Source organism: uncultured Vagococcus sp. (assembly GCF_963518325.1).
In the GTDB taxonomy this organism is placed as follows: domain Bacteria; phylum Bacillota; class Bacilli; order Lactobacillales; family Vagococcaceae; genus Vagococcus_D.
In genome coordinates this window covers 45,396-57,443 of record NZ_CAUQJB010000030.1, presented here as the reverse complement: position 1 = coordinate 57,443, position 12,048 = coordinate 45,396, and the positions used below count along the sequence as shown (strand labels likewise).

13 protein-coding genes are annotated in these 12,048 nt (G+C 38.1%); 5 read left to right on the top strand and 8 right to left on the bottom strand.

Annotated elements, in window-relative coordinates; genetic code table 11:
* Window positions 1–598 precede the first annotated feature (598 nt).
* The 4 genes from RWN13_RS18845 to RWN13_RS18830 form a co-directional block, all read right to left on the bottom strand.
* Window positions 599–964 carry a hypothetical protein gene (locus RWN13_RS18845; RefSeq protein WP_314066838.1) on the bottom strand — a complete coding sequence of 122 codons (366 nt, stop codon included), beginning with the start codon at window positions 962–964 and terminating at the stop codon, window positions 599–601.
* A 75-nt stretch (window positions 965–1,039) separates the two neighbouring features.
* Entirely contained in the window at window positions 1,040–1,408 is a 369-nt protein-coding gene (locus RWN13_RS18840) for a CvfD/Ygs/GSP13 family RNA-binding post-transcriptional regulator (protein ID WP_314066835.1), read from the bottom strand.
* Between the two features lie 279 nt (window positions 1,409–1,687).
* Complete coding sequence (locus tag RWN13_RS18835) at window positions 1,688–2,548, bottom strand: ROK family protein (protein WP_314066832.1); 861 nt, start codon at window positions 2,546–2,548, stop codon at window positions 1,688–1,690.
* Between the two features lie 44 nt (window positions 2,549–2,592).
* A complete protein-coding gene (locus RWN13_RS18830; protein ID WP_314066829.1) occupies window positions 2,593–3,177 on the bottom strand; it encodes a peptidylprolyl isomerase in 585 nt (194 codons plus the stop codon).
* A 170-nt stretch (window positions 3,178–3,347) separates the two neighbouring features.
* Between RWN13_RS18830 and RWN13_RS18825 the strand changes: the two genes are divergently transcribed.
* The 5 genes from RWN13_RS18825 to RWN13_RS18805 all read left to right on the top strand — a co-directional run bounded on the left by RWN13_RS18825 (window position 3,348) and on the right by RWN13_RS18805 (window position 8,240).
* Entirely contained in the window at window positions 3,348–4,346 is a 999-nt protein-coding gene (locus RWN13_RS18825) for an NAD(P)/FAD-dependent oxidoreductase (protein WP_314066825.1), read from the top strand.
* Between the two features lie 119 nt (window positions 4,347–4,465).
* Window positions 4,466–4,954, top strand: a complete 489-nt coding sequence (locus RWN13_RS18820; RefSeq protein ID WP_314066822.1) for a phosphatidylglycerophosphatase A — start codon at window positions 4,466–4,468, stop codon at window positions 4,952–4,954.
* Window positions 4,955–5,085: 131 nt separating this feature from the next.
* Complete coding sequence (locus RWN13_RS18815; protein ID WP_314066821.1) at window positions 5,086–5,991, top strand: ABC transporter ATP-binding protein; 906 nt, start codon at window positions 5,086–5,088, stop codon at window positions 5,989–5,991.
* A complete protein-coding gene (locus RWN13_RS18810) occupies window positions 5,978–7,099 on the top strand; it encodes an ABC transporter permease subunit (protein ID WP_314066819.1) in 1,122 nt (373 codons plus the stop codon). The genes RWN13_RS18815 and RWN13_RS18810 overlap by 14 nt, the downstream gene beginning before the upstream one ends.
* Window positions 7,086–8,240: an ABC transporter permease subunit gene (locus RWN13_RS18805; protein ID WP_314066816.1), complete on the top strand. Its 1,155-nt coding sequence runs from the start codon at window positions 7,086–7,088 to the stop codon at window positions 8,238–8,240. The genes RWN13_RS18810 and RWN13_RS18805 overlap by 14 nt, the downstream gene beginning before the upstream one ends.
* Before the next feature lie 49 nt (window positions 8,241–8,289).
* Here RWN13_RS18805 and RWN13_RS18800 read toward each other — a convergent pair whose 3' ends face one another.
* From RWN13_RS18800 to RWN13_RS18785, 4 genes are all read right to left on the bottom strand, one after another.
* Entirely contained in the window at window positions 8,290–8,958 is a 669-nt protein-coding gene (locus tag RWN13_RS18800) for a TIGR01906 family membrane protein (RefSeq protein WP_314066813.1), read from the bottom strand.
* Entirely contained in the window at window positions 8,959–9,723 is a 765-nt protein-coding gene (locus tag RWN13_RS18795) for a TIGR01457 family HAD-type hydrolase (protein ID WP_314066810.1), read from the bottom strand.
* 123 nt (window positions 9,724–9,846) lie between these two features.
* The gene (locus tag RWN13_RS18790) at window positions 9,847–10,518 is read right to left on the bottom strand and encodes a YutD family protein (RefSeq protein WP_314066808.1); all 672 of its coding nucleotides are present in this window, start codon (window positions 10,516–10,518) and stop codon (window positions 9,847–9,849) included.
* 47 nt (window positions 10,519–10,565) lie between these two features.
* Window positions 10,566–11,945 (bottom strand): 5'-nucleotidase C-terminal domain-containing protein, encoded by a 1,380-nt coding sequence (locus RWN13_RS18785; protein ID WP_314066806.1) that lies wholly within the window; start codon window positions 11,943–11,945, stop codon window positions 10,566–10,568.
* Window positions 11,946–12,048: the final 103 nt, after the last annotated feature.

The window sequence follows — 12,048 nt, the reverse complement described above, 5'->3', positions numbered from 1 at the left end:
ACTCAGCAGAAGTGGTTTAGAACTTCAACAGCAACTCAATTAGAATAACATATTTCAGTTGTCAGTGTCAACAACTTTTTTCATTACTTTTTTAAGTCATGAGTTTGTTTGAAGTAGTTTAACTCTTCAATCGACAACTTAACTAGATTAACATAACGCTCTCTATGATGTCAATAGATTTTTCAAGAAAGTTTCATACGCTTCTTTCATAATGTTAACTTGTCTCAACGACATGTATTAATATATCAATACTTTCTTTAAAAAGCAAGCCTTATTCTCCCTTTTCTCACTTTTTTTCACAAAGGTGATTGATTATCTAGACTGGCTATTTAACGTTCGCTTTTGACGTCTAATTTCCTAGTCACCTTACTCTTTATTCGCCTATTTACTTTTCAACTGTTTTTTAGATTATCCTCTTAGAACCCTCTAAGGAACAAAAAATGGTTTAGAATAGTTTCTACTATAGAAGAAACATCCAAATTTCTTTTTATTTGCATTCAATAAAGTTTAACGTCCCTATTGCTTAACTAACTCTTTATTGTCAAATCACCTAAATCAAAAAAACACCAACAGCGTACATGCTGTTAGTGTCTCATACTTATTCAAAAATTGGAACTCCAGATATTTGGAACTTGTTTAATACACTTCGCAATGTATTAGGTGTTTCCCATGCATAGCTGTCGCCAAGAACGCTATCGTTCTTCTGTTCCTCCATCTCAAACACAAAAAGAGGCATTTTACGGTTATTGACACTGACATTAGTTAATTCAACAAGATCTATCGAATTGACATCCATCATCACTTCCGATTTTAGCTCTTTTAAAATACAAGCTAAGCTCGTGAAGTCTTCATTCATTGTGGTTGTGACAAAATCAAAATTTTCTTCGTTTCTTTTTACTAAAAACCTTTTATCACCATTGGCACTATTTAACATGACAGTACCAGCAACTAATTGGTTACTCAAAACTTCCACCTCAATTTGCAATGAATTTTCATTATACTATTAAAATAATAGCACATTTTCAGAAAAAAATCATTTTTATTTTTCTGTAAGTTCCTTCATGCTAGCATCAATCCAAGCTGGCATCTGTAATTCCAAGCTTTCGAAGCCAATTTTCTTTTTTCGATTTGTAAAATATTTCTTACGTTTATATTGAGGTAAAGGCGCTTTTAAATCCAAAGCTCTCATAGACAGACTGATTTTTTGTGAATACTCATCAATATCAATCACTTTTACTCGAACTGCTTCACCTATACTGAGCACGTCTGAAATATTTTTGATAAAGCCATGCTTCACTTCTGAAATATGAATCAATCCTTGAACATCATCATCTAGCGAAATAAACGCACCATAAGGTTGAACGCCTGTTACTTTTCCTTCTAGTACCGTACCAATCGTATAGGTCATTTAATTAGACTCCTTTCCACTTAGTCAATTAGGACTTTTTAAGCATTTTTACGATTAAAATGTCTTAGTCGTCTGATTTTTAGCAACTCATTCATAAATTGAAATTATCATCATTGTCATGTTTTTTCACTTCACTACTATCATTATACGTCAAAAGACTAAAAAATAAAACAATAGGAATTTATCTAATTTTAGTTCATTAGCTCCCTGCTCTTGTTTTTAATTGTCCATTCAATTCAACAAAAAAAGGGAGCCCTCTATTGGAAGACTCCCTTGTCTTTAATTTATTTCTTCAATTGCTAGTAACAAGCATCCTGTAATTCCGGCATTATCACCTAGTCCACAAGGGACAATGTATTCATCTAACGGAGGTGTTGCAACATACCCATTCATTTGCTTAAGGAATGACTCTCTCATTAGTGGAAATAATTGAGTTTGCTTCATCACGCCGCCGCCCATTACAACCATTTCAGGTGAAAGAATTAGCGTATAGCTCATAATCGCTTGTGCTAAATAGTAGGCCTCAATCTCCCATGCTTTATGGGCTATTTCCAACTCATGGCCTTTAATTCCATGACGTTTTTCTAATGATGGTCCTGCAGCGACGCCTTCTAGACAGTCTCCATGATAAGGACAAGCCCCTTCGTACGTATCTTCCGGATGCTTCCTAACTAAAATATGGCCAACTTCTGGATGTCCGTATCCGTTGATAATTTTCCCGTCAATGACGACACCACCACCAATACCTGTACCTACTGTAATATACAAACAACTGTCTTTGCCAACAGCAGCCCCTTTTTTCAATTCACCATAAGCCGCCGCATTGACATCTGTTGTCCAAGCAATCGGAACATTGTAACGCTCGGTTAATGCTCCTAAAAAATTATAGTGAGCCCAAGCTAATTTAGGGGTGCTCGTAATATAACCATAAGTCTCAGATTTTTTATTAACATCTATCGGGCCAAAAGAGCCGACTCCAATCGACACTATGTCATGTTGATCAAAGAACGTAAAGACTGCCGCCATTGTCTCTTCTGGAACGGTTGTTGGAATACTAACCCGTTCCTTAATATCTAAGTTTTCATCACTGATTGCACAAACAAACTTTGTGCCACCTGCTTCAATTGCTCCGTATAACACTGTAAAAACCTCCTTATGAAAAGTGGAAAAACATTCAACTCATTCTATTCAGAAATTTCAATAGTTTCAATAATAATATCATGGACAGGTTTATCTTGAGGGCCACGTTGAACCCCTGCGATATCATCCATCACTTCAATACCTTCCATAATGTGACCAAAAACGGTGTGGCGGAAATCCAACCAAGGAGTTCCACCTTTTTTGTATGCCTCGACTACTTCAGCGGGAAACTCTGCGCCTTCTAATTGTTTGACCATGTTAGCCGGTACATTTTGATTTTGAACGATAAAAAATTGACTGCCATTTGTATTAGGTCCAGCATTCGCCATTGATAAAGCACCTCGCAAGTTAAACAAGTCTTTTGAAAACTCGTCTTCAAACGATTCGCCGTAAATACTTTCGCCACCCATGCCTGTCCCTGATGGGTCCCCACCTTGGATCATGAAATCTGGAATAACACGGTGAAAAATAATCCCATCGTAATAACCTTTTTTGGCTAATTCAACAAAGTTCTTCACTGTTTTTGGGGCAGCTTCCGGAAATAATTTAAAGGTCATGTCCCCTTTATTTGTTTTAATCGTTGCGATTGGTCCTGGTGCATCTTGCACGTTTAATTGATGAAAAGTCATTGATTGTCTTCCTCCTAATTTGTATTCCTTTCCATGATACCTAAAATTAAGATTTATTTCTATCTATTTCTATCGAAAATGCAAATTTGTGTCGTTATTGCTATAATTATTCTATACTGATGCAGTATGGCTCACACTATACAAAAGAAGAAACGGAGGTGCATAACAAGATGTCAACTAATGAAATTTACGATATTACCATTATTGGTGGAGGCCCAACTGGTCTGTTTGCGGCTTTTTATGCCGGCATGCGACAAGCCAAAACAAAGGTCATTGAAAGTTTGCCACAGCTTGGTGGGCAACTTGCCATGCTTTACCCAGAAAAGAAAATTTATGACATCGCTGGATTTCCAGATGTAAAAGCTAGTGAGTTAGTCAATAATCTGATTCAACAAATTGAACGCTTTGATCAAACCATCTGTTTGGAAGAAGAGGTGCTCGATTTAATCAAAGTCGATGACAAGGTGATTAAAATCGTTACAACAGCAGGTGAACACTTATCACATAGCGTCATCATAACGGCTGGTAACGGTGCTTTCCAACCACGAAAACTGCAAATGGAAAAGGCGGATGAACTGGAAGGCCACTCGCTCCATTACTATGTGACCGATACTGAAAAATTTCGCGATAAAGACGTAATGATATGCGGTGGTGGTGATTCTGCTATCGATTGGTCTTTAATGCTTGAGCCAATTGCTAATACGGTCACCCTAGTCCATCGTCGACCAGATTTTAGAGCTCATGAACATAGCGTTACGCTACTAAATGATTCTTCCGTTAAAATTAGAACTCCCTTCGTTGTTGATGAATTAATCACAGAGAGTCATGGTTTAACAGCGATCAAACTAAGCAACCCGAAAGAGAGTATTCAAGAAGTAATGCCCATCGATGAATTAATCATCAATTATGGGTTTAGCTCTTCCTTAGGAGAAATCAAAAATTGGGACTTGGACTTTTCTCGTCATTCCATTTTAGTCGGCAGCGACATGTCAACTTCAATGCCTGGCGTTTATGCAGCTGGCGATATCTGTACTTATGCAGGAAAAGTTAAATTAATAGCTACCGGGTTTGGTGAAGCACCCACGGCAGTCAACAATGCCCTTCATTATATTCGCCCCGATATCAGAGCTCAACCGACCCACAGTACCAGTTTGTTCGAAGGTCAATAAAAGAACCTCAGAGTCTAGTTTATAACTAGGCTCTTTTTAGTCTCTCGACTTGCTTTTTATAAAGGAAGCAAGGTACTATAAAGAGGAACTTAAAACCCAAGCAAAATGGAGGAAATGAAATGAAAATAGATAAACATATCCTAGAAAAAGCAGCCAGAGACTTATTACTACAACGCGGTGTGACAATTGAGGACATCGCCGAATTAGTTTATTATCTTCAGAAAGATTACGTGCCAAATTTAACCCTGACAATGTGCGCCGAAAATGTCGAAGCTGTTTTATTAAAACGCGAAGTGCAAAATACGATTATTACCGGCATCCAGTTAGATATTTCGGCTGAGAAGAATGAACTGCTTAGCCCCCTTCAAGAAATTTTAACAGAAGATGAAGGTCTTTACGGAATCGATGAAATTATGGCCTTATCTATCGTCAATGTTTATGGCTCGATTGGTTTTACAAACTATGGCTATATTGATAAAGTAAAACCAGGGATTCTTGCTAAATTGAATTCTCATGATGACGAAAATGTTCACACCTTTTTAGATGATATCGTCGGAGCGATTGCAGCGGCTGCCGCTAGCCGAATCGCTCACGCTCAAGCCGATTAAGAGTTCTCCCCTCATACTTAGCCAAGTTAATGAGGGGGAAATAATCTTATTCTGTTCACTAATGATATATTTATTATACTGATGAAATATGATACGCTTGTACTAATAACCATATGATAAGGAGAAACCTCATGACAACACCCCCTATTTTAACCTTGGAATCCATCACAAAGCACTACGGCAGTCAAACGATTTTGTTTGACATTGATTTCCAAGTAACCGAAGCCCAGATTATTGCCTTAGTAGCCCCTAACGGAACTGGTAAAACGACCTTATTAAACGTGATTGCTAATATTGAAAAAGCAGACGAAGGCTTTGTGACCGTTCTTGGAAAAGACAATAGTGACCATATGATTTTTCATGAGATGTCTTACTTACAGGACAACACTGTTTTATACGGTCACCTGACAGGTTATGATCATTTAGTTTTTGTAGCCAATGAACACCGGCTCTCAAAAGAAAAGCTCAACGCCCTTATCGATAAAATTGGGATTCGCCACTACTTAAAAAAACGAATCAGTCAGTATTCACTTGGAATGAAACAACACTTACTTTTAGCAATCGCCTTGGTTAACCAACCAAAGCTCCTTCTTTTAGACGAACCTCTCAACGGCTTAGATCCGGACAGTGTCATTCTCGTTAGGCAGATACTCACGGAATTGAAAGAATCAGGTACTACAGTCATTCTCTCCTCACATAATTTAGTCGAAATTGAAAGACTAGCGGATACTATCTATTTTCTAGTTGAAGAAGGCTTACTAAACAGTCAGGACGTACTCGTGAAAGCCAGTAACTATTTACTGGTTTTAGAAAAGATGGAATTCCTAGAACATTACGCCATCAGTCACTCGATACCGTGCAAACGTATATCAGAACATAAACTATCTATTCGCTTAACTCAAGCGGAACTGGCTTCTCTAAAAGCGACTTGCCTACAAGCAAATGTAAAACTGCTTGATGTCAGCCTAGCCGAAGGTGTTTTGGAGAACGCCTATTTTGAACTCTTTCATAAAGGAGGCTCTCATGTCCCTCTTTAAATTTGAATTAGTGAAGCTAATGCGCAATAAAAAAACTTGGGCTCTTTTAACCATGATCCCCCTCTCTTTAATAGTTGTGTTACTTCAACTAGAAAAACAACAAACGAGCCTAGCCATTGATCAATTCAGGCAAAACGACACTCTTTATAACTTAGTCCATCATCAAAGGTATACCGACTATAATGAGGAAGACGGCTCCGTTACTCCAGAAAATCAACAACTAATTGATCAACTAACCGAAATGAAGCAAACCATTAAAGAGATGGATCAACAACGTTTAGCCTCTAATTGGCAACAAGAACTCTCTTTACAGATTCGTTTTGACCAGCAAGCCATCTATTTTATAAAGGCCGGCGGACGCTTAGCTAATTTAACACTAGAAGAACTCCTTATAAATAGGCAAGAACATGAATACTTAAAACAACATACTATCAAACCAACAACGATTGAAGCTGGACGAGGCGGCTGGTACTATGTCAAATACATCGCTGATTACTGGTTTAGTTTTCTCGGTATTTCTTTATTACTATTACTTTGTTACGATGCCTACACTATGGAAAAGGAATCACGCTCTATCAAATTTCTTTTTGTTCAGCCATTTTCAAAAACAGCCATCTTTCGCAGCAAAGTCATCAGTAACTTTATCATTATCACAGGACTCTTTTTCCTCTTGACGATTATAATGTTCCTCATCGGCACAATCAAATACGGACCCGGAAGCCTTCTATATCCAATTGAATCTATTAAAAATGGCCAAGCTGCCTTTTGCACTCTCGGGCGTTATTTACTCAATGGCATAATGCTTCAGTCTTTATTTTCTCTTTTTATCCTGATTTATTTATTTATCTTATCTCTATGGCGTCACGATTCGTTTGAAGTACTGGGCTTTTCACTTGTTTCTTTACTTGTTCCATCTGTTATTTTTAATCAAGTGCCTGATTTAGCTAAAATTGGGCACTTGCTCCCTTTTCAGTACCTCGATGTTAAAAGCATCTTGATCACCCATGAGTCTCTTACTATTCCTTACACTGTTATCTTTTTATGGTTGATTCTGGGACTGGCGATGCTCAGACAAATTATTCGGAGGTCTGCTAATGAATTTAATTAATTTTGAGTATCGTAAAATTTGGAGCACAAGTAAAATACGCTTTTTGATTGGATTAGTCCTACTTAGTTTACTTCTTTTTTTCTGCTACTGCCTACCAAAAGAACAAGCAGAGTTGCAAGCCCTAGTCAATACTTATGGAGCATCTGCTAATTTGACGACTAAGGATCTAGAAAACCTTAGCCTAGTAGATTGGCAAAAGGTTTTATCTGAAGAGAACAGACAGCTGGAAAACTATGTTAAAATCATGCCAGCCATAATCCAAAATGGGCCACTGAAAAAAGATACCTCGCCAGGCTATACTTATTATAAAAAAAGCCGCAATCATTTTTTAATCGATCACAATATGAAACCGATCAGTGAACGATACGGCACCACCGGCTCTCATTTCAGCACTACTATCCTGATGCTTTTAGCCAGCAGTATCGGCCTCGTTGCTATTCTGATTCTATTTGGTGACAGCTTAACAAAAGCAATTGAAAATAGCAGTGTCCAATTGACGCTGACACAACCCATTAGTCGAAAACGTTATTTACTTAGTTTATATGCTTTAACTTGGTTTCAAGCTGTTGTTTTTTCACTTTTTTTAATCTTAGTTGCGTTCTTACTGGGTAGTAGTATCAGTGGCGTTGGCCAATTTAATTACCCCATCATCGTGTCAGATAGAGGAGATGTTAGTTTAATTCCTTTGTGGCAATACATGAGAACTATTTTTATCATCTGGATTTTCGTCATTGGTTTCATCTTGGCACTTCATTTCTTGCTCAGTATCCTCTTAAAAAAGAGCAGCATCACCTTACTGGGAACACTCTGGCTGATGACAATTGGTGGTATTTTTAGCTCCCAACGTCTCCCTTTCTTAATGACCCGAGCCCATTTGAATCCATTTAGTTACCTTAATGTCGGGAGCGTCTTTGCTCATGTTGATTGGCAAGTACCACAAAAATTGACACTTACAGCAACAACTCAATCTGCTACCATTACTAAAATAAATGACAGTTACTACAGCAACCTTTCACTGGCCCGTTACTTGCAAAATCCGGATATGACTGTTCCTAATGCCATTCTTTGTTTGTCCATCGGGATTGCAATGTTGCTTACTCTAACTCATTATCTCTTTTCAAGAAAAATCTCACTTAACTAAAAATCGAAATCGAGCATAGATTAGTACGGCCTTCTGAACAAAAAAGATGTCAGCTTTCGCTAACATCTTTTTTGTACGCTTCAATATTATCTCTCATTTCTCTTTTGCCAAGATAAATTCCGATTAAGAGGATTACTTCCAGTAAAACAAAAGCCAATATAAAGCAATGCATAAAATAAGTTTCTGGTAGAGCATTAATAATCGGATCAGTCACTGGATCGAACAACCAATCGTCATTATTAAAAAATACCTCGTGAAATGCAGTGAAAAAGGTATTGAATCCAATCGCCATCAAAAAACCAAAGATCAATGGAATAACTGCTGCTACTTGAAATGGTCTTACTAATTGCCACAAGCGTCTCTGCTTAATTAATCGTTTAACGTAAACAATCGTTGGGACAATTGTCACTAACAATACACCGTAATTCAACATAAATAATTTTTTTACTTCATAAAAATGAAAAGCCCCCGAATCAGAAACCGGAAAATCAGGCAATATTAACTTGGTTATAAAAGGATTGTTTAAATACTTCATTAACTCTCGATAATTTAACAACAACGTTTCTTTGGAAACATCCACCCAATCTAAAATTTCCAAATGGCCAACGTCCCAAATGTATAGAGGATAAGCATTAATTGTGACAGTGATAACAACTGTCACAATGGTTAAAAATAAACTAAATAAGCCTAATTGATGAAGCCACTTTTGCTTTGCCATTTAAACACTCCAATCATCCAAACTATTCACAATAAAGGTTGGGGCTTTCGCTAGTGTCGGAACATCTTCTTTTTGAGTAAAACCTGATAAAACCAATAGCGTGTCGATTCCATTTTGCAATCCTGCTTGAATATCGGTTTCGTAATTATCCCCGACCATCAAGACTTGATCGGCACTCAAACCTAACCGTTCCAATGACTTCTCCATAATGATTGCCTGAGGCTTGCCAATAATAACTGGCGCCACTCGAGTAGCTGTTTCAATTAAAGCCAACAATGAACCTGCTCCTGGAACTAACCCACGCTCAGTTGGAATATTCTTATCGGGATTGGTCCCAATAAAATGGGCGCCCTTTTGAATTGCCAAGGTGGCCACCGTTAGCTTCTCGTAGGTCACATCGCTATCCAAACCTACCACTACATAATCTGGCTCACTTTCGTCCAACTCGTAACCAGCCTCAAGTATCATCTCCACGAGTCCCGCTTCGCCAATCACATAGACTTTTTTTCCCAATCCCTGAGTCGCCATATAATCAATAGTTGCCAAGGTGGCAGTATAAATCGTTTCCAAAGGAACCTGAATATCAAAATTATCCGCTAAATTTCGACGAACAGATTCTGGTCGCTTCGTCGTATTATTTGTCACGAACAAATAAGGGATTTCCTCTTCCTGTAATCGTTCAACAAATCGTTTTCCAGCTGGAATGGTTTCTTTGCCTAAATAAATAGTACCGTCCAAATCAATTAAATACCCTTGATAGCTCATCAAAAACTCCTTATCTGTATCTTGTGAGATACGCCTAATCTGTTACTGTGCCATTTTACTTTAAAGCAGAAAATCCACCAGCTGATACAGAGTATCCCCTTAGTGGATTTTTTACTGCTATCACTACTCACCTTTTTGGCGAATGGTAAAACCACGTTTATTATCTTGTGATTTCTTTTGAGCAGGCTTAGTCTCTACCTTCTTCTTAGTTTGGCTAGACTCTTTATCCTGACGATTCTTTATAACTGGTGCCTTCTTGTTGCGGGGCGTTGGTTTCTCTCCAGCTTTGCCTTGTTTCTCTTGAACATGTGCTGGCTGATTTGATTTTTGATTGTTTTTGCGGTTATTACGTTTATTGCGATTCTGCGGTTTTTCTTTCCGCGTCCCAGCCCCTTCACGCTCTAATACAAAATAAGCACAACCAAAGTTACAATATTCATATAAATAATCCTGCAATGAACTGATTCGCTGCTCCACAGGCATTCTTTTTTGTGTTTCTGAGAAAAAACCTTTCAAACGCAACTGTTCAAACCCAATATCTCCTACAATATAATCGTAACGATTTAGGACATCACTGTAGCGTTCGTTCATTTTTTCGATGTCAAAGGCTTCACGATAGTTTTCAACTAAGCGGTATTGACGCTGATCAATCATCACGATGTCGTCTTCAATCAGATTAATCCGTTGTTTTTTCTCTTTTTCAACAGGTGCATCATTAGCAATATCCGTTAGGAGCGATTCGATTTCATCTGTTATCGTTTTCTCAACTACCTGTTCTTCGTTCGTTGTTTCCATCTTATTGTCACCGCCTATTATTCATTTAAGATTATTATAGCCTTTTTTTAAGGACAAGGATAGTATTCTTCTAAATAGTCTCCCACAACGTGTCGTAAAAAATCTGGAAAAAGCATGTCAATCTGGCCTTTGTCGCGTATAGTCGGGAAAAAAGGAATAAACAATAAATGATCCACTGTCACAAATGTGTACAATTGCTGCTCTTTTAATGGCAGGCCTTGCCAGAATATCGGTTGTCTGGCATCTTCCCAGGTCATGCCGCTACTTTTCAATTCTCCAAATTTTTTTCCACGAAAACCCATGCCAACGATTGGAAAATCGCGTAAGCCCAACCTTTCACGTCTTAGATCCTTTACTAAACTCTTTAAATCTGTCCCTGTTAGTGTCACTTTAACAAGATGCATGGGATGAGGTAAGCACTGATGAAGCTCATCTTTTGTCACTTTACCTGCCTTTAACGTCTCTAAAAACAATCCTGAATTCAAAATAGCTGTCTCAACTCCTGCATAATGAGCGATTGCTTTTAATGCCACATCAATCAAGGCATCTGCCTCGTTGGGATCAGCACTTAACGCTGTCGGTAGGTAACCTACTACCTGTTGTTGCAACAAACGATGGCCTTCAGATAAATAACCAGCAATTTCTTGCTCATCACCTGCTAGTTCTGGCAGTTCTTTCACAACTTGAACACTGGCTTTTTTATCTACTAATTGACGGTCTTTTAATTCTAGTGTTACTTTCCCCACATAGCGGCCAAATTTACCCGCTGCCGCCAACAAGGTATTATCAACTAACATGCCGTCCACAAATAGATGATGTGTATGAGATCCTAATATTACTGAAACTTCAGGATATACCTGGGCAATTCGAGTTTCCTCTTCAATCCCAAGATGAGACATCAACACGATTAAATCAGAACAAGCCTCGACTTCTTTAATTAATCCCGGTAAGACTTCATCCGTTTCAAACACGTCCCACCCATTTGGATTATACGTTAAGGGAAACGGCGCTGTTAATGCGATAAAACCAATTTTTGTGCCTTTTTGAGTGGTCACAATATCAAAAGGGCGGGCCCACTTGGGCAACTGACCACTACTTTGTTCTCGGACATTAGCCAATACCACTTTAAAATTAGCTTCGTCATAAAGACGATTTAGTTGTTCACGACTGTTGCCAATCCCTTCATTATTACCGATCGTTGCCAGATTATAATGAACTTGATTCATTAATACTGTATTGGCATGACCATCAGTTGCTTCTGTCAAAGGGTGTACTCGATCTGAAAAGTCACCTAAGTCCAACGTGATAACGGTCTTTCCTTCCGCCTCTAATTGACATCTTTCTTCCATCAGATATCGCCGTATTCGTGGCCAGTTTTCTAAATGGGAGTGAAGGTCGTTTGTATGTAATATCACTATTTCTTCCATAAAATTGAACACTTCTATTCATAAAATTTTGTTGTAGTTTAGGCTGTCAGAATTAACTAGTCCAGCAGATTAAACAAAAACTATCCCTTGTTTACCAAAGAAT

Bases quoted from the DNA above. Each gene is read 5' to 3' on its own strand.
- RWN13_RS18840 (WP_314066835.1), bottom strand. From the start codon at position 1,408: ATGACCTATACGATTGGTACGGTACTAGAAGGAAAAGTAACAGGCGTT.
- RWN13_RS18830 (WP_314066829.1), bottom strand. From the start codon at position 3,177: ATGACTTTTCATCAATTAAACGTGCAAGATGCACCAGGACCAATCGCA.
- RWN13_RS18825 (WP_314066825.1), top strand. From the start codon at position 3,348: ATGTCAACTAATGAAATTTACGATATTACCATTATTGGTGGAGGCCCA.
- RWN13_RS18820 (WP_314066822.1), top strand. From the start codon at position 4,466: ATGAAAATAGATAAACATATCCTAGAAAAAGCAGCCAGAGACTTATTA.
- RWN13_RS18815 (WP_314066821.1), top strand. From the start codon at position 5,086: ATGACAACACCCCCTATTTTAACCTTGGAATCCATCACAAAGCACTAC.
- RWN13_RS18810 (WP_314066819.1), top strand. From the start codon at position 5,978: ATGTCCCTCTTTAAATTTGAATTAGTGAAGCTAATGCGCAATAAAAAA.
- RWN13_RS18805 (WP_314066816.1), top strand. From the start codon at position 7,086: ATGAATTTAATTAATTTTGAGTATCGTAAAATTTGGAGCACAAGTAAA.
- RWN13_RS18800 (WP_314066813.1), bottom strand. From the start codon at position 8,958: ATGGCAAAGCAAAAGTGGCTTCATCAATTAGGCTTATTTAGTTTATTT.
- RWN13_RS18795 (WP_314066810.1), bottom strand. From the start codon at position 9,723: ATGAGCTATCAAGGGTATTTAATTGATTTGGACGGTACTATTTATTTA.
- RWN13_RS18790 (WP_314066808.1), bottom strand. From the start codon at position 10,518: ATGGAAACAACGAACGAAGAACAGGTAGTTGAGAAAACGATAACAGAT.
- RWN13_RS18785 (WP_314066806.1), bottom strand. From the start codon at position 11,945: ATGGAAGAAATAGTGATATTACATACAAACGACCTTCACTCCCATTTA.